Raw genomic sequence first — 23,645 nt, 5'->3', positions numbered from 1 at the left:
GGGACTACCACCGGCGTTCGAAGCGCCGGCGCAGCAGGATGGCGGCGGCGTTCATGACGATCATGAAGACGAGCAGGACCAGGATCGCGGCGGCGGTCCGCTCGTGGAAGGCGCGTTCGGACGCGTTCTCCCAGATATAGACGAGGGAGGGCAGGGCGCCCGACGGCTCGACGATGCTGTGCGGCAGGCCCGGCACGAAGCTGACCATGCCGATCAGCAGCAGGGGGGCGGTCTCGCCGAGCGCGTGGGCCATCGAGATGATGGCGCCGGTCATCACGCCGGGCATGGCCAGCGGCAGGGTGTGCTGGAAGACTGTCTGGGTCTTCGACGCCCCCATGGCCAGGGCCGCCTCGCGGATCGAGGGCGGGACGGCCTTCAGCGACGACCGGGTGGCGATGATGATGGTCGGCAGGGCCATCAGGGCCAGCACCAGACCGCCGACCAGCGGGCTGGCGCGGGGCAGGTGCATCCAGTTGATGAACAGAGCCAGACCCAGGAGGCCGTAGATGATCGACGGCACGGCGGCGAGGTTGTTGATGTTGACCTCGATGATGTCCGTGATCCGGTTCTTCGGCGCGAACTCTTCAAGGTACAGGGCCGCGCCGACGCCCAGCGGGATGGCGATGACGGCGGTGACCAGCAGCATCAGGGCCGAGCCGATGACGGCGCCCAGCACGCCCGCCAGTTCGGGCTCGGTCGAGTCGCCCTTGCTGAAGATCGCCGTGTTGAAGTGCGCCGAGACGTGGCCCTCGGCCTTCATCCGGTCCAGCCAGACGAGCTGCTGATCCGTCAGCCGGCGCTGGTCCGACGGGATGTCCTTTGAAATCTCGCCCTTGAAATAGAGGTCGGCGTCGTCAGAGGCCGGGGCGGCGATCATCACCGTCTGACCGATGAGGTTCGGCTGCTTCTGGACGCGCTCGGCGGCGACGAACTTCAGCTCCGACGAGAACAGGCCGCGCATGGCCCGGGCCTTGGTCCCCGCCGGATCGTCGGTCTCGCCGAAACGCGCCAGCTGTTGTTCGGCCACCAGCAGTTCGAAGTTCGTGCCCTGCGGATAGCCGCGATCCACGCGGGCCGGGTCCATGTAGACCGGCACGGTCACGGTGTGGGCGTAGAAGGCCGTGTGGCCCTGATCAATGATCCGGCCGAGCAGGAGCAGCAGGAAGCCCACGGCGACGCCGATGGCCAGCAGGCCGTACAGCCGGAACCGGGTCTCGCGCGCATAGCGCTTCTTCAACCCGGCGCGCAGGCGGTCGACGCGGGCGTCGGCGGGCGGGGCGGTCGGGGTCACGGGGGCGTGGTCGGCTGCGTCAGTCATATTGCTGCCGGTAGGTCTGGACGATGCGCTGAGCGACGATGTTCAGCAGCAGGGTCACGAGGAACAGGGTCAGGCCGAGACCGAAGGCCGACAGCGTCTTGGGGCTGTTGAACTCCTGGTCGCCGGTCAGAAGGGTGACGATCTGGACGGTGACGGTTGTCACGGTCTCCAGCGGGTTGAGCGTCAGCTTGGCGGCCAGACCGGCGGCCATGGTCACGATCATGGTCTCGCCGATGGCGCGCGACATGGCCAGCAGCATGGCGCCGGCGACGCCGGGCAGGGCGGCGGGCAGAAGCACGCGCTTCACCGTCTCGGATTTGGTCGCGCCCATGGCGTAGGAGCCGTCGCGCAGCGACTGGGGCACGGCGTTGATGATGTCGTCGGACAGCGAGCTGACGAAGGGGATCAGCATGATGCCCATGACGCCCCCGGCGACGAGGGCCATCTGGTTCTGGACCAGCATCAGATACTGGCCCAGGCCGTCCAGCGGACCGCCGACCATCCAGCTGCCGATGGTGTTGAAGAAGACCCGCATGGCCGGGCCGACGGTCAGGGCGGCGAAGAAGCCGTAAACGACGGTCGGAACGCCCGCGAGGATTTCAAGGACCGGTTTCACCGTCGCCCGGAAGGTCGGGCCGGCGTACTCCGACAGGTAGATGGCCGAGAACAGGCCGACCGGCCCGGCGACGATCATGGCGATGATCATGATCAGGAAGGTGCCGGCGAACAGCGGCAGGGCGCCGAAGGCGCCCGACGAGCCGACCTGATCGGCGCGGATCGCGGTCTGCGGGCTCCACTGGGCGCCGAACAGGAACTCGGTGATCGGCACCGAGCTGAAGAAGCGGAAGGAGTCGTAGACCAGCGAGGCGACGATGCCGACCGTGGTCAGGACCGCGACGGCCGAACAGGCGAACAGGGCGCCGACGATCCACCCCTCGACCCGGTTGCGGGCGCGCATCTCGGGGCGGATCTGGCTGAAGACGAACAGGGCGCCCAGCAGGGCGGCGAGGGCGGCGGCCACGACGCCCGACAGGCCCAGCATCAGGTGGATGCGGGCGGCGCGCTGGCCCTCGGACGGCAGAAGTTCGGAATAGGGGGCGGGCCAGATCTGCATCGCCTCGCGCCCGGCGCCGACGGCCTGGGCGTCGGCGTAGAAGGCCTGACGACGGAAGGGTTCGAGCTGCTGCACGGCCTCGGGCGCGCCGGAGGCCATCAGCTGATGCTCAACCGGGCCGGAGAAGACCGAGGCGGCGAGCAGCACGATCAGGGCCGGGACGGCCGTCCAGATCAGCGCATAGGCGCCGTGCTGGGCCGGGCGCGAATGGGCGCGACCGGTCTTCGCGCGGCGCGCCGCGAGCGCCCGCGCGCCGAAATAGGCGGCGACGGCTGCGGCGATCAGGATCGGCAGAAAGAGCCAGGTCATGGTGATCCGGGAGGGAGAATCGGAAGGGTCCGGTCGCCCGGTTCGCCCCGCGGCGGAAACTGCCCGGGAATGGTCAGCGGATTAAGACGGCTGCATGACAGTTCTGTTACGCTGTCGGGCCCCTTGTCGCAGGGCCGTCACGCGGCGGTCGCGTCGATCCGCCCGGCGGCCTTGTGGGCCACGGGGAAGTAGGCGGTGAAGACCGCGCCCTGACCCGGCGCGCTTTCGACCGTCAGGCCGCCGCGATGGCGATTGACGATGTGTTTGACGATGGCGAGGCCGAGGCCCGTGCCGGAGCGTTCGCCGCTTTTCTGGCCCTCGACCCGGTAGAAGCGCTCGGTCAGGCGGGGCAGGTGTTCGCGGGCCATGCCGGGGCCATGGTCGCGCACGGTGATGGCGGCGTAGCGCTTGCCCGCCTCACGGTCCGGGGTGACCAGCGGCAGACGGGTGATCCCGCCTTCGCGATTGCCGCCCGACCAGGGGGCGGAGGCTTCATCCAGCGTGACGTCAGGGCGAATGATGATCTCCACCGTGTCGCCGGAGGGCGAATATTTGATTGCGTTGTCGACGAGGTTCTGGACGACCTGAACGATCTCGTCGCGGTCGCCGTGGACGGGGGCCGAGACCTCGCGGTCGTCCAGCCGCACGGTGACGGCGCGTTCAGCCGACAGGATGCTGACGGCGTCCATGACATCGACGGTGGCGCGGGCCAGATCGACGCGGCCCGCGGGCGGGACGTGCTCGTTCAGCTCGATCCGGCTGAGCGACAGCAGATCGGCCACGAGGCGGCTCATGCGGTCGGCCTGAACCGCCATGATGTCGAGGAAGCGGTCGCGGGCCTTTGGGTCGTCCTTGGCGTGGCCCTTGAGCGTTTCGATAAAGCCCGACAGCGAGGCCAGCGGGGTCTTCAGTTCGTGCGAGGCGTTGGCCAGGAAGTCGACCCGCATCAGCTCCATGCGCCGCACGTCGGTCTCGTCGCGCAGGACCAGCAGGGCCAGCCGTCCATCGCCGGTCGCGGTGGTCAGGGGACGGGTGAGAGCGCGCCAGTGGCGCGTCTGGGCGCCGACGCCGGAGTAGTCGGTGGTGCGGTCCAGTCCGCCGAACAGGGCTTCGTCCACCGCTTCGAGCACCGAGGGTTCGCGCACCGCCGAGACCAGCAGGGCGCCTTCGCGCTGGATGCGGAAAAGCTCGCGCGCGGCGGCGTTGGCCAGCATCACCCGCCGGCCCGCGATATCGTCCGCCTCGCCGCCCGAGATGACCAGAACCGGGTCGCCCAAGGCCTCGAAGGCGCTGTCCAGAAGGCGAGGGTCGGCCACGTCGGTGAGATCCGGCGCGGCTTCCGCCTCGGCGTCCGCGACGGCGGCGGAGCGCGGTCGACGGTTGATCGCCCAGGTCGACACGGACACCAGAAGCGCCGCGCCGATCAGCCATGGCGCGAGCGTGGGCTGGAAGATCGCGAGCAAAAGCAGCACGACGACCGACACCCCGGCGCTGGCCCCCACGGTCCATAGGCGCGAGGCCGAGGACGGGGCGACGGGGGACTGTGCGGCTTCGTAGGGCATTGCCATCCGGGATGGAGCGAGGCGGGGCAGGGCGACGGTGAGTCGTATGCACCGAACATGACACGGAATTCATGACAATCGACCCGCGAACCATCCTGAGGCGGGTTGTCAAACTTCCTTTACACTCATAGGCTTCGCTCAAGTTGTAATGGAGGGGCCCGAATGACGGCGGCATTGACGCTGGAGAATGTGAGCAAGCGGTACGGCGAGTTTCAGGCCGTGCGCGACCTCAGCTTTGAGGTGCCCAAGGGCTCCATCTGCGGGTTCCTGGGACCGAACGGGGCGGGCAAGACCTCGACCTTGCGGATGATCCTTGGACTTCAGCCCGCGACGTCGGGCCGGATCAGCATTCTGGGCGCCGACGACGGCCGCCGGGTGCGCGACCGGATCGGCTTCCTCCCGGAAGAACGCGGACTCTACAAGAAGATGACGCCGGTGGACGCCATCGCCTTCTTCGGCTCGCTGAAGGGCCTGCCGCTGGGCGAGGGGCGCAAGCGGGCCAAGGAGATGCTGGACGCGCAGGGGCTGGGCGCCTCCAAGCGCAAGAAGATGAAGGAGCTGTCCAAAGGGATGGCCCAGAAGGTTCAGCTGATCTCGTCGGTGGTGCACCGGCCCGAGTTCGTGATCCTGGACGAGCCCTTCTCGGGGCTGGACCCGGTGAACCAGCAGGGACTGGAGCAGATGATCCGGGGGCTGGCCGCCGATGGGGCGACTGTCCTGTTCTCGACCCATGTGATGCAGCACGCCGAGCGGCTGTGCGACAAGGTCGTGCTGCTGGCGCGGGGCCGAAAGGCCTTCGAAGGCACGGTCGCGGAGGCGCGGGCGACCTCGCGGCGCTTCCTCGAGCTGGAGGGCGCGATTGACCCGGATCAGGCCGCCCGCCTGCCGGGGGTGACCGGTATCGAGGTGCTGTCCGACGCGGATGGCGTGCGGGTGCTGAAAGCCGCGATGGCGCAGGGTGCGCACGGGCAGGATGCGCTGAAGGCCGCCTTCATCGGCGGGCTGGACGTGCGCCGCTTCGAACTGCGCGAACCGACCCTGCATGACGCCTTTATCGATCTGACGGGCGTTCGGCCCGATGTCGATCAGTCCGTGAAGTCGACCGGCGCGGAGGCCGCCCGATGAACCGCATGTTCCTGATCGCGCGGCGCGAATACGCCGCCTACGCCATGACGGTGGGCTTCTGGGTGTCGCTGCTGGCCTTCCCGGCGTTCGCCGTGCTGGTCGGCGCGGTGCCCGCCCTGATCCGATCGTCCGAGCCGGTGCGCGAGGTCGTCATCGTCGAGGAAGGCCCGCAGGCCGCCGGTCTGGCGGCCTCGATCCAGGACGCCCTGCGTCGGGACGCGGACCGTCAGCGCGAACGCGCCGACGAAGCCGTGAAGAAGGCGACCGCCGCCAGCGGCGGGGTCAGCAATCCGGCGGCGACGCAAGGCGCGATGGCCGCCCTGTCGCGTCCGCCGCTGAAGATCGTCGACACCCCGGCCGATATCGCCTCGGCCGCGCCGGGCCAGATGCAGGATGCGGCTGTGCGTCGTCACCTGTCGGACGAGACGCCGAAGGACGAACGGCTGGACGCCGTGGTCTTCCTGACCCGGGACGCGCAGGGCAAGCCCGCCGCCCGGGTATGGAGCGCCCGCGCCACCGACGACACGGTCGAGGACTTCGTCCGCGACGCCCTGCGCTCGGCCAACCGCAAGACGGTGTTCGAGGGCGCGGGCATCGACGCCGGCGTCGTTGAAGCCGCCGAGCAGTTCCGCCCGGACGTGAAGGCCTTCTCGCCCCGCTCCGCCGGAGACGGCGAGGTGTCGTTCCGCGACCGTCTGCCGATGCTGATGGGTCTGGCCGGGGGCTTCCTGCTGTGGTCGCTGATCATCACCGGGGCCTCGATCCTGCTGAACAGCGTGATGGAGGAGAAGTCGAACAAGATCCTTGAGGTCCTGCTGTCCTCGGCGTCCGCGACGGAGATCCTGGCGGGCAAGGTGCTGGGCGTGGCGATGCTGACCCTGACCATGATGCTGGCCTGGGGCGGGCTGGGCGCGGGGGTTCTGATCGCCTTCCAGCCCCAGTATGCGGTCATGGCGGGCGACGTCCTGTGGCAGGGTGGAATGCTGGCCTGGTTCATCGCCTTCATGGTCGGCGGCTATCTGATGTACGCGGTGCTGTTCGCGGCCATCGGCGCCTTCTGCGAGACGCCGCGTGACGCCCAGACCCTGATGGGCCCGATCATGATGGTGCTGGTCGTGCCGATCATGATCATGACCATGACCCTGCGTTCTCCGGATGCGCCGCTGATCCAGTACCTGTCATGGGTGCCCTTCTTCACGCCCTTCCTGATGATGGCGCGGCTGCATTCGGACGTGCCGCTGGTCGAACTGATCGGCGCACTGGCCGGGATGTTCGCCTTCGCCCTGCTGATGGTGTGGGTCTCGGGCCGGGCCTTCCGCGCCGGCGCCCTGTCGGATGTGAAGCTGAGCTGGAAGAGCTTCGTCGGCGCGGTCCGAGGGGGAGGCAACTGAGGGCCGCTTCCCTCTCCGTAGAGAAGCGCAATTGAAAAGGGCCGCTCCATCGGGGCGGCCCTTTGATTTTTCGGTCTGTGGCTGGTGTCCCTGCTGGGGTGCGCCGGCGGCTCAGACTCCCTGGAAGGAACCGGTCAGCAGCTTCACCAGCAGGGGCGCGGTCAGGATGCCGACGGCCGATATGACCACGACAAGCCCGCCGATCACGAACAGCGCCTTCAGCATGCGATCCTGCATCGTCCAATTCCTTGTTTGCGTCCCAAGGTTGAGGCGGTCAGGGGCGGGGACGCAACAAGACGAAACAGCGCATGAAAAAGGGCCGCCCCGGTGATCCGGAGCGGCCCTTTGATCTTTCAGCCTTGCGGCCCGGTGTTACCGGGGAGCGCGGGGCTTCGGAGCCGGCAGCAGGCCTTCGCGCTGGGCGCGCTTGCGGGCCAGCTTGCGGGCGCGACGGACGGCTTCAGCCTTCTGGCGAGCGCGCTTTTCCGACGGCTTTTCGTAATGCACGTGACGCTTCATTTCGCGGAAGCTGCCTTCGCGCTGCATCTTCTTCTTCAGGGCCTTGAGGGCCTGATCGACGTTGTTGTCGCGGACGAAAATCTGAACCAGGTGAAACTCTCCTTTGGCCGCCCGCCGCGTCCTGTGAGGGAGACGGGCAGACAAATAAAATTCTTGCTCCCGAACCGAGGGGCTCGCGAGGGAAGGCGGGCAGATACACGAGCCCACCCGGTCTGTCCAGATCGTCGCGGCACATTGTGAAGGCTCGAAACCCCTGCCGGACAGGCCTATGCTGCGTCCATGACACAGACGCCAGAACCGGATTGGGCCGACCGAATGGAGCAGGCCGTGCTGGACGCGGCCATCGCCCGAGCGCCCGTCTTGGGCTGGAACGCGCGGCTGGTGCGGGCGGCCTGCGAGGACAACGGCCTGTCGCTCGGGGATGAGGAACTGCTGCTGCCCAACGGCGCGCGCGATCTGGCCGCCCTGTTCTCGCGCCGCCATGACGACCGGGCGCTGGAGGCCCTGTCGGCGGTGGAGCCTGCGTCGCTGAAGATTCGCGAACGAATCGCCCGCGCGGTGTCGGAACGGCTGGAGGCGGCGGCGGCTGATCTGGAGGCGGCGAAGAAGTGCGCGGCCTTCCTGGCCCTGCCGGTCAACGCCGATCTGGGGCTGAAGCTGACATGGGAAAGCGCCGATCAGATCTGGCAGTGGTCCGGGGACACGGCCACGGACTGGAACCACTATTCCAAGCGCACGATCGTGTCGGGCATCCTGATCCCGGCCCTGACGATGCGTCTCTTCGACGGCAAGGCGCGCGCCGACGCCTTCGTCGCCGCCCGCATCGAGAACGTCATGACCTTCGAGAAGTGGAAGGCCGGCAAGGATTTCGACGCGCCGCTGCGGAAGCTGACCGAGGCGCTGAGCCGGGTGAGGTACGGGGCGAAGGCGGGGTAGGCTCCCTCTCCCATCGGGAGAGGGAGGTCGTCACAGCTTCGAGACCCGGTTCACGTGGGCCATCTTGCGGCCCGGGCGGGCTTCCGCCTTGCCGTAGAGGTGCAGGCGGGCGTCGGGTTCGGCGGCGAGCGCCTGCCACTGATCGACTTCGTCGCCCAGCAGATTGGTCATCTCGACGCGGGCGTGCGGCTCGGTGGGGCCCAGAGGCCAGCCGGCGACGGCGCGGATGTGCTGTTCGAACTGGTCGCAGACGCAGCCGTCCTGGGTCCAGTGGCCGGTGTTGTGGACGCGCGGCGCGATCTCGTTGACCAGCAGGACGCCCTTGCCGAGGTCGAACAGCTCGACCCCCAGCACGCCGACATAGTCGAGGCCGTTCAGGATGGCGGCGGCGATCTCGCGGGCGCGGGCGTCGGTCTTCGTATCGACCTCGGCCGGTGCGAGGGTGGTGCGCAGGACACCGCCCTCGTGAATGTTCTCGCCCAGCGGATAGACGGCGAGCTGACCCTCACGGCCGCGCGCGGCGATGACCGACAGTTCGCGGGTGAAGGCGGCTTTCGCCTCGAGGATGGCGGGCTTGCCGTCGATGGCGTTCCAGGCGTCGGCGGCCTCGGAGAGGGCGCGGACCCAGACCTGGCCCTTTCCGTCATAGCCCTCGCGGCGGGTCTTCAGCAGGGCGGGGACGCCGAGGCGCTCCAGACCGGCGACCAGATCATCGACGCTGTCCACGGCGGCGAAATCGACGGTGGTGGCGCCGACGCTGTTGAGGAAGGTCTTTTCGTCCACCCGGTCCTGGGCGACGGCGAGGGCGCGGGCGCCCGGCGCGACCCGGGCGCCGCTGTCCATCAGGGTCTGGACCGAGGCGGCGGGGACGTTCTCGAACTCGAAGGTCACGGCCTGCGCCACGCGGCCCAGCACCTGAAGGGCGGTAGGATCGTCATAGGCGGCGATGACCTGCCTCTGTGAGACCCGGCCCGCGGGGCTGTTCTCTTCGGGATCGAGGATGACGACATTGAAGCCAAGGCGCGAGGCGGCCTGGCTGAGCATGCGGCCCAGCTGTCCGCCGCCGAGGATGCCGAGGGTCGAACCGGGGGGGAGGGGCAGTCCGGTCACTCAGTCCTCGACCGTTTCAAGCACGGAGGCGGTCTGGGCGTCGCGGTAGGCGGTCAGCCGCTCCATCAGCGCCGGATCGTTCAGCGCCAGAATCTGACCGGCCAGCAGGCCCGCGTTCTTCGCCCCCGCCTCCCCGATGGCGAGCGTGGCGACGGGCACGCCGCCGGGCATCTGGACGATGGAGAGCAGGCTATCGAGGCCCTTGAGCGCCCTGGACTGAACCGGCACGCCGAGAACCGGCAACTCGGTCATGGAGGCCGCCATGCCGGGCAGGTGGGCCGCGCCGCCGGCGCCGGCGATGATGACCTTGAAGCCCGCGGCGCGGGCGCCGGTCGAGAACTCGACGAGGCGTTGGGGCGTGCGGTGGGCGCTGACGACCTTCGCTTCCCAGGCCACGCCGAGTGCGTCGAGGGCGTCGGCGGCGTGTTTCATGGTCGGCCAGTCCGAACGACTGCCCATGATGATCGCCACCGGCGGGGTTTGGGTCGCCATGGACGCACCTTTCTCGCGGAAAGCGGCGCGATACAGGACTCGCGTTGCGCCCGCAACCGACCGCGTTAGGCTCGTGACGGGCCGGACGTGTTGAGTCGCCGGTCGTAGAGCGCCTTTCCCCAGTGACCGACGCGGCCGTCATCGACCCCTATGCCGAGATCGAGCGGCTGCGCGCCGAGCTCGAAAGCCTGCGCGCGCGCGCCGAGGCGGCCGAGGCGGCGGCGGATCACGACGTCCTGACGCCCGCCCTGAACCGGCGCGGGTTCGTCGCGGCGATGAAGAGCGCCATGGCCTACTGCCAGCGTCACGAGACCCCGGCGGTGCTGCTGTATCTCGATCTGGACGGCTTCAAGGGCGTCAATGACCGGCTGGGCCACGCGGCGGGCGACGCGGCGCTGGTGCATGTCGCCACGATGATGAAGGCCAATCTGCGCGAGTCGGACGCCCTGGGCCGTCTGGGCGGGGATGAGTTCGGCCTGCTGATGCTGAACGCCGGGCTGGACGAGGGGCGCGAGAAGGCGCGGCGTCTGGCGGAGACGCTGCGGTCAGAGCCGTTCGAATTCGAAGGGCAGGCCACCGGACTGGGCGGCTCGTTCGGCGTGCGCGCCTGGGCCGGGCAGGCCGATCCGGAAATCTGGCTGGCCGAAGCCGACGCCGCCATGTGGGTCAGGAAGAAGGGCCGGTAGTTCTCAACTGCGGAGATTCCGTATATATGGGAGGTATGCGTGGAGTTCGAATGGGACCCGGACAAGGCTGCGGCGAACCTCAGAAAGCATGGGGTGTCGTTCGAAATCGCCACGCAGGTGTTCTTCGACGAGAATGCGGTCTTCGAAGACGATCCCTACGCCCAAGGCGAGTACCGGCAGACCGTGACTGGCTACTCGGATCTGGGAATTTTGCTGGTCGTTTTTACGGAACGCCATCTCGACGTCATCCGCATCATCTCAGCCCGGGAAGCCTCGCGTCATGAGCGAAGACAATATGGTGCGCTATAGGCCTCCCCCGGGGGGCTACAGGATCACCGAAGAAGATCGACGTCGCTTTGAGGCGATGACCGAGGAAGAGCGGTACGCCGCCGCCCTGTCCGATCCGGATTGCCCGCCGCTGACCGAAGAGCAACTGGCGCGGATGAAGCGGATCACCATCGCGCGGTCGGCGCGCTGGCGTTCGGGGATGACGCAGCAGGCCTTTGCGGACGCCTTCGGGTTCACGCTCGGGCGACTGCGCGATCTCGAGCAGGGGCGGACACAGCCCGACAAGGCAACGGAATCCTATCTGCGCCTGATCCGTGAAGACGCGAAGGCGGTCATCGAAATGCTGGCCAAGGCGGCCTGAGCCGTTTCGGCTCGCTCATTTTGGCGACAGCTCTCTTTTACTGTACTGCTCCCATGCAATCGGGAGGGGTCCATGTCTGCAATCAAAAATCGAACGTTGCCTTCTATCGGCGGCATCCTGCTGCTTAGCTTGGTCGGTGCGTGTGCAACGCCGAGATATGGCTACGTGCCGAGCGTTCAGGAGATTAGTCGGCCTCCCCTTGATATCGTGTCCCGGGCGGGCGTCGGTGAGCAGATGCTCGTACAAGGGCGATTCGAAGAAAGAGACGCATTCCGCCTGCCGGAAGAGGTCCGCGTTGGCTCTTTGGGGGCGTATACTTTCACTCCCGGACACTATGTGAAGGTCGGCGGTGAAGGCTCCGTGGGCTTTTATACGCAGAGCGCGGTCCCCGGGAGCGGCATCGTTCGGGTGGCGCCGCTAGCTGACCCGTTCCAGGTCATCGAATTCAATTCCGAGACCAAACAGATCTGCGGTGTGACGGTCCTGAATCTCAAAGTGTGCCGCCCCGTTCCGAGCGCGACTTTGGAGCGCATTCCGATCCAGAGTGATAATTCGTTTCAGCAAACGTTGCTTTATAGCGGTCGTGTGGGCACAAAAATCAACATCGGATACCGCGAATTTTCAGCGAACATGGCGCGGCCCGCGTTCAATAACGATGTTGAGTATGATCTGAGCGAATCCCGGATCATCGGGTACCGGGGGGCTCAAATCGAAATCATCAATGCCACCAACGAGTACATTGAGTACCGGGTGTTGAGGAATTTCAACTTGGCGGCTCGCTGAGCCGTTTCGTCTAGGCGATGATGTCCGGCAGGATGCGGGCCTCGATCTTCACGATCTCGTCCTTGAGAGTCAGCTTCTTGCGCTTCAGGCGGGCGATCATGAGCTGGTCCGGAATCGGCATATGGCCGAGCGCCTCGATGGAGGCGTCGAGATCGGCATGCTCGAGCTGGAGGTCCTTGAGGCGGGCGTGCAGCGCCAGTTCTTCCTCGGACAGGAAAGGTTCGTCGTCGTTCATACTCAGTCCCCGGACCCGGCGATCATAACGTGCCGCCGGTCAGGCCGGAAGGCGTTCTGCGAAGAGTTCAAGCGATCGGCGCGGGGTGATCGGCGACCACTCGCGGGCCACGGCGATCAGGGCGGGCAGAACCGGTTTCGCGGCTCCGGCGGGCGCGGGCGCAAGGGCTTCCAGCGTGGCCAGCAGGCGTTTTTCGGCGTCCAGCTCTATGGCCTTCACCTGGGCGCGGATGGCTTCGCGGTCGGCATCCTCGAAGTCAGGCATGCGGCTCTTGAGAGCGCGACGGACGGCGCGAAGGGGGGCGACGGCGGTTTCCTGCCAGACACGGGCGGTATCGCAGGCCGCCTCGATGTCATCGGCGTCGGGGACGCGGCCGGTGCGGGCGCACCACGCGGCCCACAGGATGAGGGGCAGGTTCTGGCCCTGGGCGTCCTGAAGATCGAGGGCGGCGGTATGGACAGCGGCGACCGCCCAGGCCCGCAGCGACCAGTCCCAGAGGCCGAAGGTTTCGGTATCGCTCATTTCAGGCCGTCCCAGCGCTTCACCGCCGTCCAGTCGAGGCCGAAGACGTCCAGCGCCCGTCCGACGGACTGATCGACCATCTCGGCGATGGTGGTCGGCTTCGCATAGAAGGCGGGCAGGGGCGGGGCGATGGTGGCGCCCATCTCGGCCAAGGCGGTCATGGTGCGCAGGTGGCCGAGGTGGAAGGGCGTCTCGCGCACCATCAGCACCAGCGGACGACGCTCCTTCAGCGCTACGTCGGCGGCGCGGGTCAACAGGGTGGAGGTCACCCCGGTTGCGATCTCGCCCATCGTCCGCACGGAGCAGGGGGCGATCAGCATGCCCATGGTCCGGAAGGAGCCCGACGCGATGGTGGCGCCGACGTCATTCAGCTTGTGCACCACGTCCGCGCGGCCGGTCAGGTCGTCAGGAGACAGGTCTGTCTCCTGCGACAAAGTGAGCAGGGCGGCGCGGCTGACCACCAGATGGCTTTCGACCTCAAGTTCCCGCAGGGCCTCGAGGGCGCGGATCCCGTAAGTTATTCCGGATGCGCCGGAAATTCCGACGATGAGCCGTCGGGGCGGGTTCCGTACAGCTCCGTTCACATCTTCGGCCAAATCGGGCTCCAGGGTCGGGATGTCCGGCAGGCCGCCAGCCTCACCGGAATGTGATTCTACAGGCGGTCAAGCCGGGCGCTCACTCTAGTGGTCCCTTAGACATGGAGGCGCAAGCCATGACCATCGAAGCTCGTATCCGCGAACTGGGAAACCGTCATCGCAACCTGGATGAGACCATCCAGCGCGAGATCCGGAACCCGGCAACGGACTCGCTTCGCGTAAGGGAGCTCAAGCAGCAGAAGCTTCGGCTCAAGGAAGAGATCACCAGTCTGGAGGCGCGTAGCCACTAGGTTCACGCCTCCCGAAATGACGACGGCCCCGGAGAGAAATCTCCGGGGCCGTTTTTACTCCTTCCACCTGGGGGAAGTGGATCGTCGGCGAAGCCGGCGAGACGGAGGGGTGTCGACCGAGCGCGCGGATGCGCGCCCCTCCACCGCTTCGCGGTCCGCCTCCCCGATGGGGAAGAAACGGAGGTTAGTCGCGCGAGCCGAAGACCGACTCGGCGGTCGGTTCGGCGCCGCGGCGCTCGCGCTCCTCGGGGACGAACTCCGGTTCGGCATCCTCGACCGGGGCATCGACGGCCTGCAGGGTGGCGCCGCCACGCTTGGCGTCGTCCTTGGCCTTCTTCTCGGCGGCCTTTTTGACCAGCTCGTCCAGCGCCAGCTGGCCGACGAGGCCCAGGGTCACCGGGTCGACCGGCTTGATGTTGGCCGAGTTCCAGTGCGTGCGGTTCCGCACGGTCTCGATGGTGGCCTTGGTGGTGCCGAGCAGCTTCGAGATCTGGGCGTCGGTCACTTCCGGGTGGTTGCGGACGAACCATGCGATGGCGTCCGGGCGATCCTGACGACGCGAGACCGGGGTGTATTTCGGGGCCGGCTTGGCCGACTTGAGCAGTTCGGCGTGGCGGCTGACCACGGCCTTCATGCGGTAGTTCGAATCGTCCTGGGCCTTGTCCAGCTCTTCGCGGGTCAGCTGTCCGCCGGTGATCGGATCGACGCCGCGGATGTCGCGCGCCACGTCACCGTCGGCGATGCCGCGCACTTCCAGCGGATGCAGGCCGCAGAAGTCGGCGATCTGCTCGAACGTCAGCGAGGTGTTGTCGACCATCCAGACCGCGGTGGCCTTGGGCATCAGAATGTCGGTCATAAGCGTATTCGCTTCCTGCTTTGGACCCGTCACGGCGGGTTCCGGATACGACGGCGCCCGACCTTTCGGCCGGGCGCTGATGGTACGGATATAGGCCTATTCGCGGGAAAAAGAAACGATCTCGAACAAAGACGTACAGCAACGGTTCACCTTGGCTGTTGAACACTGGCTTCATCGACGCGTTACTGCGTCACCTTGGCACTGGGAGGGACCCCATGTTTATCGAGACACTTGCCGCAGTGGCGTTGATGTCGGCCGCAAACGGCCAGGAGCGGGCGCCCGCCTTGGGCGGCGGTCAGGAGCGCGTCGCCCCCCGTGGTGACTACCGCGACTCCTGCAGCGGGGAGTATGTGAACCGCGGTCGCCTGTACGCCGACTGCCGCACCCGTCGTGGCGACATTCGCGGCACCTCGATCGAGCTCAATCGCTGCGGAAACTATGAAATTCGCAACAACGACGGCCTGCTGGTCTGTGGTCCGGTGCGTGGCGAGTATGAAGATCGTCCGGGGGGCGGCGGCGGCTGGGGTGGTGGCGGTGGTGGCTGGGGCGGTCGCGCCTCGATCACCGTCTATCGGGACGCCAACTTCCGCGGAGCCTCCTACAATTTCTCGGACGCGATCCCGAACCTGGCCAACTCCGGCCTGAACGACGCCATCAGCTCAATGCAGCTGCGCGGCGAGTGGGAGGTCTGCACGGACGCCTACTATCGCGGCAACTGCCGGACGTTCCGTGACGACGTTCGCAACCTGCAACAGTGGGGCATCAACGATCGCATCTCGTCGCTGCGCCCCGTGCGGCGCGGCGGTCGCTGAGGAACTCCTGACGGTCGGGAGGCTTCCTTTCCGAAAGGAGAGAGGCCTCCCGCCCTGCCGGAGCCTCAGGCGGTCAGGACGATCTTGCCGATGTGATCACCGCGTTCCAGGCGCTGATGGGCCCGCGCGGCCTGTTCCAGCGGGAAAACGGCGTCGATGGGCGGCTTGAGCGCGCCCGAGACCAGCCAGGGCCAGGCAGCGGCTTGCACGGCCGCGATCAGGCGAGCCTTCTCGTCCGCCGGACGGGCGCGCAGGGTCGAGCCGGTCAGCACGATCCGCTTCATCATCAGCTTGAGCAGATCGATCTGCGCCAACGCGCCGGTCAGGGTGGCGATGATGACCCAGCGGCCGAACGGCTTGAGCACCGCCTGATTGAGTTCGGCGTAGTCGGCGCCCAGCATGTCCAGCACCACATCGACGCCGCCGAAGTCGCGGATGGCGGTGGTCACGTCGCCCGCCGTGCTGTCCAAGCTGAGATCGGCGCCGAGCGCGCGCGCCGCCTCGCTCTTGGCCGCGCCTCTGGAGGTGGCTATGACCTTCGCGCCCGCCGCCTTCGCCATCTGGATGGCGGTCACGCCGATGCCGCTGGTGGCCCCATGGATCAGCAGGGTTTCGCCGGCCTTCAGGGCTCCGGCCTCGAAGACATTGGCGAAGACGGTGCAGACCGTCTCGGGCAGGGCGGCCGCCTGGATGAAATCCACATCGGTGGGCAGGGGCAGGGCGTGGCGGGCGTCGACCACGACCTGATCCGCATAGCCGCCACCGCCCAGCAGGGCGCAGACGCGGTCATCGACAGCCCAGCGGGTGACGCCTTCGCCGACCTGTTCGACTTCGCCCGCCACTTCCAGCCCCAGAACGTCGGAGGCGCCGGGAGGGGGAGCGTAGAAGCCGTTGCGCTGGAGCAAATCGGGACGGTTTACGCCCGAGGCGTGCACGCGGATGCGGATCTGTCCCGCTTCGGGGACCGGATCGGGACGTTCGGCGAGAACGAGGGCTTCCGCAGGGCCCGCGCCGCCCGTGATCTCGATCACCCGCATTCCGTCATCCTTGCAATCGTCCGTGTCCGGGCGTGAGATAGGGGCTTGCGTCCCCGATGACCACGAAGGAGGCGGTGATGTTTGAAGATCTTGAGCCTCGGCCCGCGCGCGGCGCGCCCCTGATCGCCCTGACGCGCGAGGATCTGGACGGCTACTCGGTCGAGGACCTGAAGGAGCGGATCGAGACCCTCGAGGCCGAGATCGCCCGGTCGCGGGCCGCGATCGACGGCAAGTCCTCGCAGCGTAACGCCGCGGATGCGCTGTTCAATTTCCGTAGCTGAACGGTTTTCCCCCACGACGTGCATGGCACGGGCGTTGCAGTTCGATGTCCAGCCGCGCGCATTCGCGCGGGTCGTGATACGGATACGCGCATTCCATGAGTTTGGTTGAGTTCATGCCCACCGACGACACCGTCATTCTGGCGCCCCCGGGCCGCAGCCGCGAAGCGGTGGTGGACGACTTCGCGCGTTCGGAACTGTTTGACCGCACCTTCCGTGAAGGGATGGAATTGGTCGAGGAGACCGCCGCCTATCTGGACGGCGATGGACGTCGGGAATCCAAGCTGCTGTCGCGCGCCGCCGCCCTGGCCTATGCGGGCGAGAGCATGAAGCTGACGACGCGTCTGATGCAGATCGCGTCGTGGCTGCTGGTGCAGCGGGCCGTGCGGGAGGGGGACATGACCGCGCTGGCCGCCTGCGAAACCCGTTACCGTCTGGCCGAGCGCAAGCTGGAGACCGAGCCGGGCCATGGCGACCTGCCGATCGCTCTGGTCGAGTATCTGGTCCGGTCCGAGCGGCTGTATGACCGCGTCCTGCATCTGGATCGCAAGATGTATCTCGATGCGCCCGAGGAAGAGGCGGTCAATCCGGTGCAGAGCCAGCTGGATCGACTGGCGGCGGCGTTCCGCCAGTGAAGGCGAAGCTGAGCGGTGGCTGGCGTCTGCTGATCGCCATCACCGGGGCGGTGGTGCTTCTGGGCCTGCTGTCGGCGGGCGTGGTTCTGAGCGGCCGGTCGCTGGTGATCATCGACAATCGGGGCGAGACGGCCCTGACGCTGGAGGTCGTGTCGACCGTTCCGGGCGACTTCAGCTGGCAGGGCGACCTGTCTGCGGGGCAGCGGGTCTTCCGGCTGGCCAAGTTCAACGCCAGCGGCGCGGTGCGCGCCGTTTGCGAGGATGACGGCGGCATTCACCGCACCACGGGCGGCTATGTGACGCCCGGCTGGCCACATCGCGTGGATGTGGTCGCCGCCGGATGTGACGCGGTGCGGATCAGCGCCGAGCAGCTTCCCTAGCTAAACGGCTTACGGGCCGACGTCGTTGGCGTCGCGGCCGCGGCCGTCATCGACCGGGCGGGGCAGGCTGACGCCGATGCCCAGGGCCTCGGCCAGCTTGGCGTCACGCTCATAGACATCCTCGCGGAAGGCGACGCGGCCCTGACCGTCGACGAAGGCGGTCCAGTAGAGCAGGCGCACGCCAATCTCGCGGCCGACCTGGATACGCTTGGTCTCACGGGTGTCCTGCGCCGTATCGAACTGGCCCAGCAGGGTCGGGTCGGGCGACAGCAGCAGGCGGGCGAACTCGACCGCGTTCTGAACCCGCACGCAGCCGTGGCTGCGCTGGCGCATGGCCAGGTTGAAGGCGGCCTTTGACGGGGTGTCGTGCAGGAAGATGGCGTAGCTGTCGCGCAGCTCGAACTTCACATAGCCGAGCGCGGCGGTCGGACCGGCACGCTGGATGACCGTGCCGTTCTGAATGTACATGTTCTGGCTGGCCAGATAGGCCGGGCCGCGCGGCAGGATCTCGCGACGGGCGATGCCGGCGGGGACGTACCAGGGCGGGTTGGCCACGACCGAAGCGAACGGCTTTTCGAGGCTGGGGGTCTGGTTTTCGGCCGAGCCGACGACGACCCGGTTCGAGTGCACCGGACGATTGTCCTTCCAGTACACCATGATGGCCGCGGCCGTGTTGACCTCGATCCGCTCGGGTTGCAGGTCGCGCTTGAGCCAGCGGCGGCGTTCCAGGTTCAGGGCGATCTGGCGGGCGCGGTCCTCGGCCGAGGCCGAGAGCGAGCGTTGGGTGCCGGTTCCGATGCGGCCGTCGGCGACCAGGCCATGACGGGTCTGGAAGCTGCGAATGCCGGTCTGGAGATCCGGGCCATAGACATTGCCCATGGCCGAGATACGCGCGCCGTCGGCGGCGGACAGATCGCCCTCGGCGACGAGACGCTGGACGATGGCGGGGATGCGGCTGTCGCTGCCGCCCGGTTCGATGTTGGCGCCGACGCGGAAGGCGGGCCAGCCTCCGCCGCTGCTGATCAGGCGGCGATAGCGGACATAGCCCGCCGACAGGTTGGAATAGCCGATGTCGGTCGGGGCCAGCCCCTCGAACCAGTCGAGCAGGCGATTGGTCGCCAGCGCGTCGTTCAGCCCGGCGGGCAGATCGACGCGGTTCTTCTGCATCTCCCACAGGTCCTCGACCGTCTCGGGACGGACGCGGCCCTCGGCGAGGACGCGGGCGTAGGTCAGGGCCGCGGCGGTGGTCTTCATCTCACCGCCGGCGCGATCAGCGGCCAGGGCGTTGAAATCGAAGAAGTCGGCCGGCGACAGACCGTGGCGTTCAGCGCGGGCGGCCGACGACTGAAGGGTGCGGACGCGGTCGGCGGTCCACACCGGGCGCCAGCCGTTCATCTCGTAGAAGGTGCGGACGTCCGGCTGGATGGTCGCGGGGAGACGGGCCAGCTGGTCGTTGAAGCTGTCGTAGAAGGCGACCGCGCCCGGGTCACGGGTCTGCGCCAGCGCACTCGCGCCGAACGAGGACGCCAGCGCCGAAACCGCCGCGCCCAGACCCAATTGCCGTCGATTCATCACGTCGCTCTTCGTCCGTTTCGCCGCACGGACACAACGTCCACGCCCCGAAAGCCAACGCGGTGACCTTATCGGCGTTCCGGAGAAACAGAAAGGCGCCGGTCCGGGGGACCGACGCCTTCTTTTCGTCTTGCCGAAGCGGTGTGGCTGGAAAGCCAGACTTACTTCTTGATGAAGCCGGCGAACTTGTTGTTGAAGCGCGAAACGCGGCCGCCGCGGTCCAGCATGTGCTGGTTGCCGCCGGTCCAGGCCGGGTGCGTGGTCGGATCGATATCCAGGTTCAGGGTCGCGCCCTCTTTCCCGTAGGTCGAACGGGTCTGATACGAGGTGCCATCGGTCATCACGACAGTGATGAAGTGGTAGTCGGGGTGCGTGTCCGCTTTCATGGTCGTCGTCCGGTCTCTGCGCGGTGACGATGCCGACCGTCCGTGCGCGTAAAATGAGAAACCCGCCACGGAAGCGGCGGGAGTGAGCGGCGGCGTTTACACCGGGGGGCGTTCCGGGGCAAGAGGCGCGGCCATGACCGATCTGAACGCCTCGACCAGCACCACCGCCGACCTGCGCGGACGCCCCGGCGCGGGCGCCCTGCTGGCCGAACAGATGAGCGAGGCGGGCGACCGGCGCGAGAAGCGGCGCGACGTCCGGCCGCTGGCCCGGCTGTTGCCCTACGCCCTGAAGCACAAGGGCCATATGGCGATGGCGGCCTTCTGGCTGATCCTGTCGACCGTGGCCTCGCTCAGCCTGACGGCGGCGGCGCGCGGCGCCATCGACCACGGGTTCGAGAATGGCGGGGCGCAGCTGAACCTGTGGTTCCTGCTGCTCGGCGGCAACGCCCTGTTCCTCGGCGTCGCGACGGCGGTGCGCTATTTCTATGTGACCAAGACGGGCGAGCGGGTCGTGGCCGACCTGCGCAAGGGGCTGTTCGACCGCATCCTGACGCTGGACCCGGCCTTCTATGCCCGCATCCGCACGGGGGAGGTGCTGAGCCGCCTGACCACGGACATCGCCCTGGTCGAGACGCTGATGACGACCTCGGTGTCGTTCGCCCTGCGCAACTTCCTGACCCTGATCGGCGGGATCATCCTGCTGTTCGTGGTCAGCCCCAAGCTGACCGGTCTGGTGCTGCTGGTGGTGCCGCTGCTGCTGGGGCCGATCTTCCTGTTCGGACGCCGGGTGAGGAAGCTGACCGTGGCGACGCAGGACCGGTTCGCCAACGCCGTCGGCTTCGCCGGCGAGAGCGTGGACGCCATAGAGACGGTGCAGGCCTTCGGCCGGGTCGGCGGCGCGGTCGCCCGCTTCGGCGCGGCGGTCGAGGATGCGTTCAACGCCTCGCTGATCCGCATGAAGGCGCGGGCGCTGATGACGGCCATGATCATCGTGGTGATGTTCGGCGGCGTGACGCTGGTGCTGTGGCTGGGCGCGCAGGACGTGATCAGCGGGCGGATGAGCCCCGGGGCCCTGCTGCAGTTCGTGCTGCTGTCGGTGTTCGCGGCAGGGGCGGTCGGCGCTCTGGGCGAGAGCTGGGGCGATGTGCAGAAGGCCGCGGGCGCCATGGAGCGGATCGACGAGCTGATGCGGGCGCAGGCGGCCATCGCCGCGCCGGAGACCCCCAAGGTTCTGCCGCAGCCGCCGGTCGGCGAGGTGTCGATGTCGGCGGTCGAGTTCGCCTATCCGGGGCGTCCGGACCTGCCGGCCCTCAAGGGCTTCAGCCTGACGGTGCGTCCGGGGGAGACGGTGGCTCTGGTCGGGCCGTCGGGCGCGGGCAAGTCGACGGTCTTCCGCCTGTTGCTGCGCTTCTATGACCCGCAGTCGGGCGTGGTGTCGGTGGACGGCGTGGACGTGCGCGACGCGGACCCGACCGAGGTGCGCAACCGCTTCGCCTGGGTCTCGCAGGAGGCTCCGCTGTTCTCGGGTTCCGCGAACGAAAACATCCGCTTCGGCCGCGAAGCCGCGACGGACGAAGAGGTCCGCACCGCCGCCGGAGAGGCGCAGGCGCTGGGCTTCATCGAGGCCCTGCCGGAGCAGTTCGACACCCCTCTGGGCGAGCGCGGCAAGAGCCTGTCGGGCGGCCAGCGGCAACGTCTGGCCATCGCGCGGGCGTTGGTCCGCGAGGCGCCGATCCTGCTGCTGGACGAGGCGACTTCGGCGCTGGACGCCGAGAGCGAGCGGCTGGTGCAGGCGGCGCTGGATCAGGCGATGGAGACGCGCACGACGCTGGTCATCGCCCACCGTCTGGCCACCGTCCTGCGCGCTGACCGCATCGTGGTGATGGAAGACGGCCGGGTGGTCGAGGAAGGCGCCCATGCCGCCCTGATCGCCAAGGGCGGGCTGTACGCGCATCTGGCGGAGCTGCAGTTCAAGGGCGGGTGAGGGCGTCCGCAAAGCGCACCAAATAAAAAGAAGTGCACAAAGGTGCACTTTTTCCCGTGAGGCGGGGGATGGGGCGCGGTGGCTCAACCCGTGCGGCGGCGTTTGATTGTCAAAGACCCGACAGTCTGAAGTCTAGCAGGGCGATGCGTCAAATTTGGACGTAGGGGGCTGACTCACCTCCCCATCGCCCGCTTCAAGGCGGCTGTTGGCCCGCCGATACCGGTGTTCAAGCCAGTTTCCGCTAACACCGAGCCGCCCTCTCCTGATCGACGCTGACGCGCCGATCTGTCCTCTCCATTCGCTTGAGAGCGAACGGAGAGGTGAAGTTGTGGACGCTCACCCCGTCAGCGCCGGGTCCAGGTATTGGAGGTTCTCCGCGCGGATCGCCGCCGCCGCCTCGTCGTAGAGGAAGGGCAGGAAGGCGAAGCGTTCGCCGCGGGTGACGGGGGTGGCCTCGTGCAGGACCGAGCAGGAGAAGACGCAGGCGCCGCCGGGGGGCGGGCGGTAGGTCCGGTCGCCGAACTCGGGGAAGCGCAGGTCGCCGCCGTCATAGTCGCTGTTCAGATTGATCGAGACGGCGAAGCGGCGGTGGGCGGTGCCCCTGGTGGTGTTGTCGCGGTGCGGGCGGAAGAAGCCGCCGGTCTCTGAATCGTAGCGGGCGACCAGATAGCGCTCGATGCGCGTCGGCTTGAAGTTGAACGCCTTTTCGATCTGGGGGACCAGTCGGCGGGTCAGGCGGGCGACGACCTGTTTCTGAAGCTGGTCGTCCTCGATGATGACGTCCGAGCGGCGCTTGTGCTGGTCGTTCATCATCAGCTTGGTGACGCCGTCGATCTCGCGCATGAAGCCAGAGGGCTCGCCGCCGGTGTTGCGATAGAGGTCGATCAGCCGCTCGCAGAAGCCCGGTTCGAAGATGCGGGGCGTGACCAGAACCGGGGCCATGGCCGTGAAACCTCCGTGCCGGGACGGCGGGGGCAGTTTGCCGATACGGTCGATGAGGGCGGGGGCGCCCTCGGCCCCGACGGCGCCCATGATGTGCAGGGCCGGGTCGATCAGGAACCAGCGCTCGGCTTCTACCGCGCCGTAGAGGGCGGCGGCGGAAGCATCCTCATCGAACAGGAAGCGCAGGCCCGGCAGGCGGTCCTGACGCGTCGCTCGGGCCTCGTCCTTGCCGACGACCATGACGAAGGCGCTGGCGTGCAGGTCGTTGAAGGGGGCGCGGGCGGCCTCGATGGTCGCGACGGCGCGCTCGACCGCAGGGCCTGCGGGCACGATGGCCAGCACCAGATAGCGCCCCGCCGCCGTGTCGAAGACGTAGCGGGGATTGGTCGCCCCCTGGACAGAGAAGGTGGGCGCGGGATCGCCGAAAAGCAGAGCCATGCCGCACGATGGACGGCATGGCCCCGGAATTTCAAGCGTGAAGGCTTATTCGAACACGCCGCAGGCGATGCGGGCGCCCGCGCCCCCGATGGGCTGGCTGACGTGGTCGTCGGCGTTGGCGTGGACCAGGAAGGACAGGCCGTCGGTCGAAGTGACCTCGGTCGAGCCCAGATAGACCTCGGCGTGGGCCGAGCCGTCGGCGGCGGCGTGGACGTTCTGCAGGTCGCCCAGATCCGGTCCGGCGCTGTTCAGCAGGCCGTGCGGCATGGCGTGGCCCGGATGGTTCACGTGGGCGCCGGCGGAGGTGAAGCCCGGCCCCTCGCACTTGCCGACCTGATGCAGGTGGACGCCGTGCCAGCCCGCCGGCCAGCCCTGGCCCTCGACCCGGAACAGCAGGCCGCGCGGGCCGCGGAAGGCGGTCACGGTCCCGGCGTCGGAGCCGTCGGCGGTCTTCAACACGGCGCGGCCGATGGGCTCGGGCGCGGGGGCCGGGGGCGGGGTGGGAGCGGGCGCGGCCGACTGGGCGAACGCGGCGGCGGCTCCCATCGTCAGCGGAGCGGCGAGGGCGGCGGCGAGGAGGAGCTGGCGCATGGTTGAAAATCCCTGTGTATCGAGCCTGGAACGGGCGCGTCGGTTTTGCCTAAGGGCGCCCTGGATGCTAGAAAACCGGATAGCGGATCACGTTCCG

Annotated in this window: 29 protein-coding genes; 13 read left to right on the top strand and 16 right to left on the bottom strand. The window is 67.8% G+C overall.

The annotated features are described in order from the left end of the window. Nucleotides 1-4 precede the first annotated feature (4 nt). The 3 genes from pstA to ACODRV_RS09960 form a co-directional block, all read right to left on the bottom strand. Complete coding sequence (gene pstA / locus ACODRV_RS09970; protein ID WP_488908212.1) at nucleotides 5-1,318, bottom strand: phosphate ABC transporter permease PstA; 1,314 nt, start codon at nucleotides 1,316-1,318, stop codon at nucleotides 5-7. Beyond that, on the bottom strand, nucleotides 1,311-2,741 hold the full coding sequence (gene pstC, locus ACODRV_RS09965) for a phosphate ABC transporter permease subunit PstC (protein ID WP_488908211.1): 1,431 nt from the start codon (nucleotides 2,739-2,741) through the stop codon (nucleotides 1,311-1,313). The genes pstA and pstC overlap by 8 nt, the downstream gene beginning before the upstream one ends. Nucleotides 2,742-2,878: 137 nt before the next feature. Continuing rightward, entirely contained in the window at nucleotides 2,879-4,303 is a 1,425-nt protein-coding gene (locus ACODRV_RS09960) for a sensor histidine kinase (protein WP_488908210.1), read from the bottom strand. 162 nt (nucleotides 4,304-4,465) lie between these two features. Between ACODRV_RS09960 and ACODRV_RS09955 the strand changes: the two genes are divergently transcribed. Both ACODRV_RS09955 and ACODRV_RS09950 read left to right on the top strand, forming a co-directional pair. Beyond that, nucleotides 4,466-5,428: an ABC transporter ATP-binding protein gene (locus tag ACODRV_RS09955; RefSeq protein WP_141627169.1), complete on the top strand. Its 963-nt coding sequence runs from the start codon at nucleotides 4,466-4,468 to the stop codon at nucleotides 5,426-5,428. After that, a complete protein-coding gene (locus ACODRV_RS09950) occupies nucleotides 5,425-6,819 on the top strand; it encodes an ABC transporter permease (RefSeq protein WP_488908209.1) in 1,395 nt (464 codons plus the stop codon). Before ACODRV_RS09955 ends, ACODRV_RS09950 begins: the two co-directional genes overlap by 4 nt. Before the next feature lie 111 nt (nucleotides 6,820-6,930). Here ACODRV_RS09950 and ACODRV_RS09945 read toward each other — a convergent pair whose 3' ends face one another. Both ACODRV_RS09945 and rpsU read right to left on the bottom strand, forming a co-directional pair. Next, a complete protein-coding gene (locus ACODRV_RS09945) occupies nucleotides 6,931-7,056 on the bottom strand; it encodes a hypothetical protein (protein ID WP_488908208.1) in 126 nt (41 codons plus the stop codon). A 135-nt stretch (nucleotides 7,057-7,191) separates the two neighbouring features. Continuing rightward, nucleotides 7,192-7,428 carry a 30S ribosomal protein S21 gene (rpsU, locus tag ACODRV_RS09940; protein WP_141628328.1) on the bottom strand — a complete coding sequence of 79 codons (237 nt, stop codon included), beginning with the start codon at nucleotides 7,426-7,428 and terminating at the stop codon, nucleotides 7,192-7,194. Nucleotides 7,429-7,617: 189 nt separating this feature from the next. Here rpsU and ACODRV_RS09935 point away from each other — a divergent pair, with 189 nt between their 5' ends. Further along, entirely contained in the window at nucleotides 7,618-8,274 is a 657-nt protein-coding gene (locus ACODRV_RS09935; protein WP_488908207.1) for a COQ9 family protein, read from the top strand. 30 nt (nucleotides 8,275-8,304) lie between these two features. Here ACODRV_RS09935 and ACODRV_RS09930 read toward each other — a convergent pair whose 3' ends face one another. Beyond that, the gene (locus ACODRV_RS09930; RefSeq protein WP_488908206.1) at nucleotides 8,305-9,384 is read right to left on the bottom strand and encodes a 5-(carboxyamino)imidazole ribonucleotide synthase; all 1,080 of its coding nucleotides are present in this window, start codon (nucleotides 9,382-9,384) and stop codon (nucleotides 8,305-8,307) included. Further along, nucleotides 9,385-9,876 (bottom strand): 5-(carboxyamino)imidazole ribonucleotide mutase, encoded by a 492-nt coding sequence (gene purE, locus ACODRV_RS09925; protein WP_488908205.1) that lies wholly within the window; start codon nucleotides 9,874-9,876, stop codon nucleotides 9,385-9,387. A 122-nt stretch (nucleotides 9,877-9,998) separates the two neighbouring features. Between purE and ACODRV_RS09920 the strand changes: the two genes are divergently transcribed. From ACODRV_RS09920 to ACODRV_RS09905, 4 genes are all read left to right on the top strand, one after another. Further along, on the top strand, nucleotides 9,999-10,562 hold the full coding sequence (locus tag ACODRV_RS09920; RefSeq protein ID WP_141627164.1) for a GGDEF domain-containing protein: 564 nt from the start codon (nucleotides 9,999-10,001) through the stop codon (nucleotides 10,560-10,562). Between the two features lie 39 nt (nucleotides 10,563-10,601). Further along, nucleotides 10,602-10,871 (top strand): BrnT family toxin, encoded by a 270-nt coding sequence (locus ACODRV_RS09915; protein ID WP_141627163.1) that lies wholly within the window; start codon nucleotides 10,602-10,604, stop codon nucleotides 10,869-10,871. After that, the gene (locus tag ACODRV_RS09910; protein ID WP_205750741.1) at nucleotides 10,843-11,211 is read left to right on the top strand and encodes a helix-turn-helix domain-containing protein; all 369 of its coding nucleotides are present in this window, start codon (nucleotides 10,843-10,845) and stop codon (nucleotides 11,209-11,211) included. Before ACODRV_RS09915 ends, ACODRV_RS09910 begins: the two co-directional genes overlap by 29 nt. A 72-nt stretch (nucleotides 11,212-11,283) precedes the next feature. Further along, complete coding sequence (locus ACODRV_RS09905) at nucleotides 11,284-11,994, top strand: hypothetical protein (protein ID WP_488908204.1); 711 nt, start codon at nucleotides 11,284-11,286, stop codon at nucleotides 11,992-11,994. 10 nt (nucleotides 11,995-12,004) lie between these two features. Here ACODRV_RS09905 and ACODRV_RS09900 read toward each other — a convergent pair whose 3' ends face one another. Genes ACODRV_RS09900 through ACODRV_RS09890 form a run of 3 tightly spaced genes read right to left on the bottom strand, consistent with a single transcriptional unit; the run spans nucleotide 12,005 to nucleotide 13,335 of the window. After that, entirely contained in the window at nucleotides 12,005-12,229 is a 225-nt protein-coding gene (locus tag ACODRV_RS09900; protein WP_141627160.1) for a YdcH family protein, read from the bottom strand. 39 nt (nucleotides 12,230-12,268) lie between these two features. Next, on the bottom strand, nucleotides 12,269-12,751 hold the full coding sequence (locus ACODRV_RS09895) for a TIGR02444 family protein (protein WP_141627159.1): 483 nt from the start codon (nucleotides 12,749-12,751) through the stop codon (nucleotides 12,269-12,271). Then, nucleotides 12,748-13,335 carry a UbiX family flavin prenyltransferase gene (locus tag ACODRV_RS09890; protein WP_141628327.1) on the bottom strand — a complete coding sequence of 196 codons (588 nt, stop codon included), beginning with the start codon at nucleotides 13,333-13,335 and terminating at the stop codon, nucleotides 12,748-12,750. Before ACODRV_RS09890 ends, ACODRV_RS09895 begins: the two co-directional genes overlap by 4 nt. Before the next feature lie 128 nt (nucleotides 13,336-13,463). Between ACODRV_RS09890 and ACODRV_RS09885 the strand changes: the two genes are divergently transcribed. Further along, on the top strand, nucleotides 13,464-13,637 hold the full coding sequence (locus tag ACODRV_RS09885; protein ID WP_141627158.1) for a YdcH family protein: 174 nt from the start codon (nucleotides 13,464-13,466) through the stop codon (nucleotides 13,635-13,637). Nucleotides 13,638-13,821: 184 nt separating this feature from the next. On the opposite strand, the gene ACODRV_RS09880 is transcribed toward ACODRV_RS09885, so the two are convergent. Beyond that, complete coding sequence (locus ACODRV_RS09880; RefSeq protein ID WP_488908203.1) at nucleotides 13,822-14,493, bottom strand: DUF1013 domain-containing protein; 672 nt, start codon at nucleotides 14,491-14,493, stop codon at nucleotides 13,822-13,824. 215 nt (nucleotides 14,494-14,708) lie between these two features. Between ACODRV_RS09880 and ACODRV_RS09875 the strand changes: the two genes are divergently transcribed. Continuing rightward, nucleotides 14,709-15,305 (top strand): beta/gamma crystallin-related protein, encoded by a 597-nt coding sequence (locus ACODRV_RS09875; protein WP_488908202.1) that lies wholly within the window; start codon nucleotides 14,709-14,711, stop codon nucleotides 15,303-15,305. Between the two features lie 65 nt (nucleotides 15,306-15,370). On the opposite strand, the gene ACODRV_RS09870 is transcribed toward ACODRV_RS09875, so the two are convergent. Next, entirely contained in the window at nucleotides 15,371-16,342 is a 972-nt protein-coding gene (locus ACODRV_RS09870) for an NAD(P)H-quinone oxidoreductase (protein WP_488908201.1), read from the bottom strand. 77 nt (nucleotides 16,343-16,419) lie between these two features. Between ACODRV_RS09870 and ACODRV_RS09865 the strand changes: the two genes are divergently transcribed. The 3 genes from ACODRV_RS09865 (at nucleotide 16,420) to ACODRV_RS09855 (ending at nucleotide 17,635) form a co-directional block, all read left to right on the top strand. Then, nucleotides 16,420-16,623 carry a DUF1192 domain-containing protein gene (locus ACODRV_RS09865; RefSeq protein ID WP_488908200.1) on the top strand — a complete coding sequence of 68 codons (204 nt, stop codon included), beginning with the start codon at nucleotides 16,420-16,422 and terminating at the stop codon, nucleotides 16,621-16,623. Nucleotides 16,624-16,736: 113 nt separating this feature from the next. Next, entirely contained in the window at nucleotides 16,737-17,255 is a 519-nt protein-coding gene (gene rcdA / locus ACODRV_RS09860) for a protease adaptor protein RcdA (protein ID WP_240811810.1), read from the top strand. Beyond that, nucleotides 17,252-17,635 (top strand): hypothetical protein, encoded by a 384-nt coding sequence (locus tag ACODRV_RS09855; RefSeq protein ID WP_141627153.1) that lies wholly within the window; start codon nucleotides 17,252-17,254, stop codon nucleotides 17,633-17,635. The genes rcdA and ACODRV_RS09855 overlap by 4 nt, the downstream gene beginning before the upstream one ends. Before the next feature lie 9 nt (nucleotides 17,636-17,644). Here ACODRV_RS09855 and ACODRV_RS09850 read toward each other — a convergent pair whose 3' ends face one another. Both ACODRV_RS09850 and rpmE read right to left on the bottom strand, forming a co-directional pair. Then, the gene (locus ACODRV_RS09850) at nucleotides 17,645-19,207 is read right to left on the bottom strand and encodes a L,D-transpeptidase family protein (RefSeq protein WP_141628325.1); all 1,563 of its coding nucleotides are present in this window, start codon (nucleotides 19,205-19,207) and stop codon (nucleotides 17,645-17,647) included. Between the two features lie 161 nt (nucleotides 19,208-19,368). Then, nucleotides 19,369-19,593 (bottom strand): 50S ribosomal protein L31, encoded by a 225-nt coding sequence (gene rpmE, locus ACODRV_RS09845; RefSeq protein WP_141627152.1) that lies wholly within the window; start codon nucleotides 19,591-19,593, stop codon nucleotides 19,369-19,371. A gap of 133 nt (nucleotides 19,594-19,726) precedes the next feature. Here rpmE and ACODRV_RS09840 point away from each other — a divergent pair, with 133 nt between their 5' ends. Then, entirely contained in the window at nucleotides 19,727-21,577 is a 1,851-nt protein-coding gene (locus ACODRV_RS09840; protein WP_488908199.1) for an ABC transporter transmembrane domain-containing protein, read from the top strand. Nucleotides 21,578-21,913: 336 nt separating this feature from the next. Here ACODRV_RS09840 and ACODRV_RS09835 read toward each other — a convergent pair whose 3' ends face one another. Both ACODRV_RS09835 and ACODRV_RS09830 read right to left on the bottom strand, forming a co-directional pair. After that, nucleotides 21,914-22,957 (bottom strand): 2OG-Fe(II) oxygenase, encoded by a 1,044-nt coding sequence (locus ACODRV_RS09835; protein WP_141627150.1) that lies wholly within the window; start codon nucleotides 22,955-22,957, stop codon nucleotides 21,914-21,916. A 45-nt stretch (nucleotides 22,958-23,002) separates the two neighbouring features. Next, complete coding sequence (locus tag ACODRV_RS09830) at nucleotides 23,003-23,548, bottom strand: superoxide dismutase family protein (RefSeq protein WP_141627149.1); 546 nt, start codon at nucleotides 23,546-23,548, stop codon at nucleotides 23,003-23,005. Nucleotides 23,549-23,645: the final 97 nt, after the last annotated feature.

The organism is Brevundimonas sp. FG8 (genome assembly GCF_057808845.1).
This window is presented reverse-complemented; position numbering and strand designations above follow the sequence as displayed.

Bases quoted from the DNA above. Each gene is read 5' to 3' on its own strand.
- ACODRV_RS09955 (WP_141627169.1), top strand. From the start codon at position 4,466: ATGACGGCGGCATTGACGCTGGAGAATGTGAGCAAGCGGTACGGCGAG.
- ACODRV_RS09830 (WP_141627149.1), bottom strand. From the start codon at position 23,548: ATGCGCCAGCTCCTCCTCGCCGCCGCCCTCGCCGCTCCGCTGACGATG.
- ACODRV_RS09905 (WP_488908204.1), top strand. From the start codon at position 11,284: ATGTCTGCAATCAAAAATCGAACGTTGCCTTCTATCGGCGGCATCCTG.
- ACODRV_RS09945 (WP_488908208.1), bottom strand. From the start codon at position 7,056: ATGCAGGATCGCATGCTGAAGGCGCTGTTCGTGATCGGCGGGCTTGTC.
- ACODRV_RS09840 (WP_488908199.1), top strand. From the start codon at position 19,727: ATGACCGATCTGAACGCCTCGACCAGCACCACCGCCGACCTGCGCGGA.
- ACODRV_RS09870 (WP_488908201.1), bottom strand. From the start codon at position 16,342: ATGCGGGTGATCGAGATCACGGGCGGCGCGGGCCCTGCGGAAGCCCTC.
- ACODRV_RS09935 (WP_488908207.1), top strand. From the start codon at position 7,618: ATGACACAGACGCCAGAACCGGATTGGGCCGACCGAATGGAGCAGGCC.
- pstA (WP_488908212.1), bottom strand. From the start codon at position 1,318: ATGACTGACGCAGCCGACCACGCCCCCGTGACCCCGACCGCCCCGCCC.
- pstC (WP_488908211.1), bottom strand. From the start codon at position 2,741: ATGACCTGGCTCTTTCTGCCGATCCTGATCGCCGCAGCCGTCGCCGCC.
- ACODRV_RS09865 (WP_488908200.1), top strand. From the start codon at position 16,420: ATGTTTGAAGATCTTGAGCCTCGGCCCGCGCGCGGCGCGCCCCTGATC.
- rpmE (WP_141627152.1), bottom strand. From the start codon at position 19,593: ATGAAAGCGGACACGCACCCCGACTACCACTTCATCACTGTCGTGATG.
- ACODRV_RS09960 (WP_488908210.1), bottom strand. From the start codon at position 4,303: ATGCCCTACGAAGCCGCACAGTCCCCCGTCGCCCCGTCCTCGGCCTCG.
- ACODRV_RS09875 (WP_488908202.1), top strand. From the start codon at position 14,709: ATGTTTATCGAGACACTTGCCGCAGTGGCGTTGATGTCGGCCGCAAAC.
- purE (WP_488908205.1), bottom strand. From the start codon at position 9,876: ATGGCGACCCAAACCCCGCCGGTGGCGATCATCATGGGCAGTCGTTCG.
- rcdA (WP_240811810.1), top strand. From the start codon at position 16,737: ATGCCCACCGACGACACCGTCATTCTGGCGCCCCCGGGCCGCAGCCGC.
- ACODRV_RS09880 (WP_488908203.1), bottom strand. From the start codon at position 14,493: ATGACCGACATTCTGATGCCCAAGGCCACCGCGGTCTGGATGGTCGAC.
- ACODRV_RS09835 (WP_141627150.1), bottom strand. From the start codon at position 22,957: ATGGCTCTGCTTTTCGGCGATCCCGCGCCCACCTTCTCTGTCCAGGGG.
- ACODRV_RS09900 (WP_141627160.1), bottom strand. From the start codon at position 12,229: ATGAACGACGACGAACCTTTCCTGTCCGAGGAAGAACTGGCGCTGCAC.
- ACODRV_RS09885 (WP_141627158.1), top strand. From the start codon at position 13,464: ATGACCATCGAAGCTCGTATCCGCGAACTGGGAAACCGTCATCGCAAC.
- ACODRV_RS09895 (WP_141627159.1), bottom strand. From the start codon at position 12,751: ATGAGCGATACCGAAACCTTCGGCCTCTGGGACTGGTCGCTGCGGGCC.
- ACODRV_RS09910 (WP_205750741.1), top strand. From the start codon at position 10,843: ATGAGCGAAGACAATATGGTGCGCTATAGGCCTCCCCCGGGGGGCTAC.
- ACODRV_RS09950 (WP_488908209.1), top strand. From the start codon at position 5,425: ATGAACCGCATGTTCCTGATCGCGCGGCGCGAATACGCCGCCTACGCC.
- ACODRV_RS09850 (WP_141628325.1), bottom strand. From the start codon at position 19,207: ATGAATCGACGGCAATTGGGTCTGGGCGCGGCGGTTTCGGCGCTGGCG.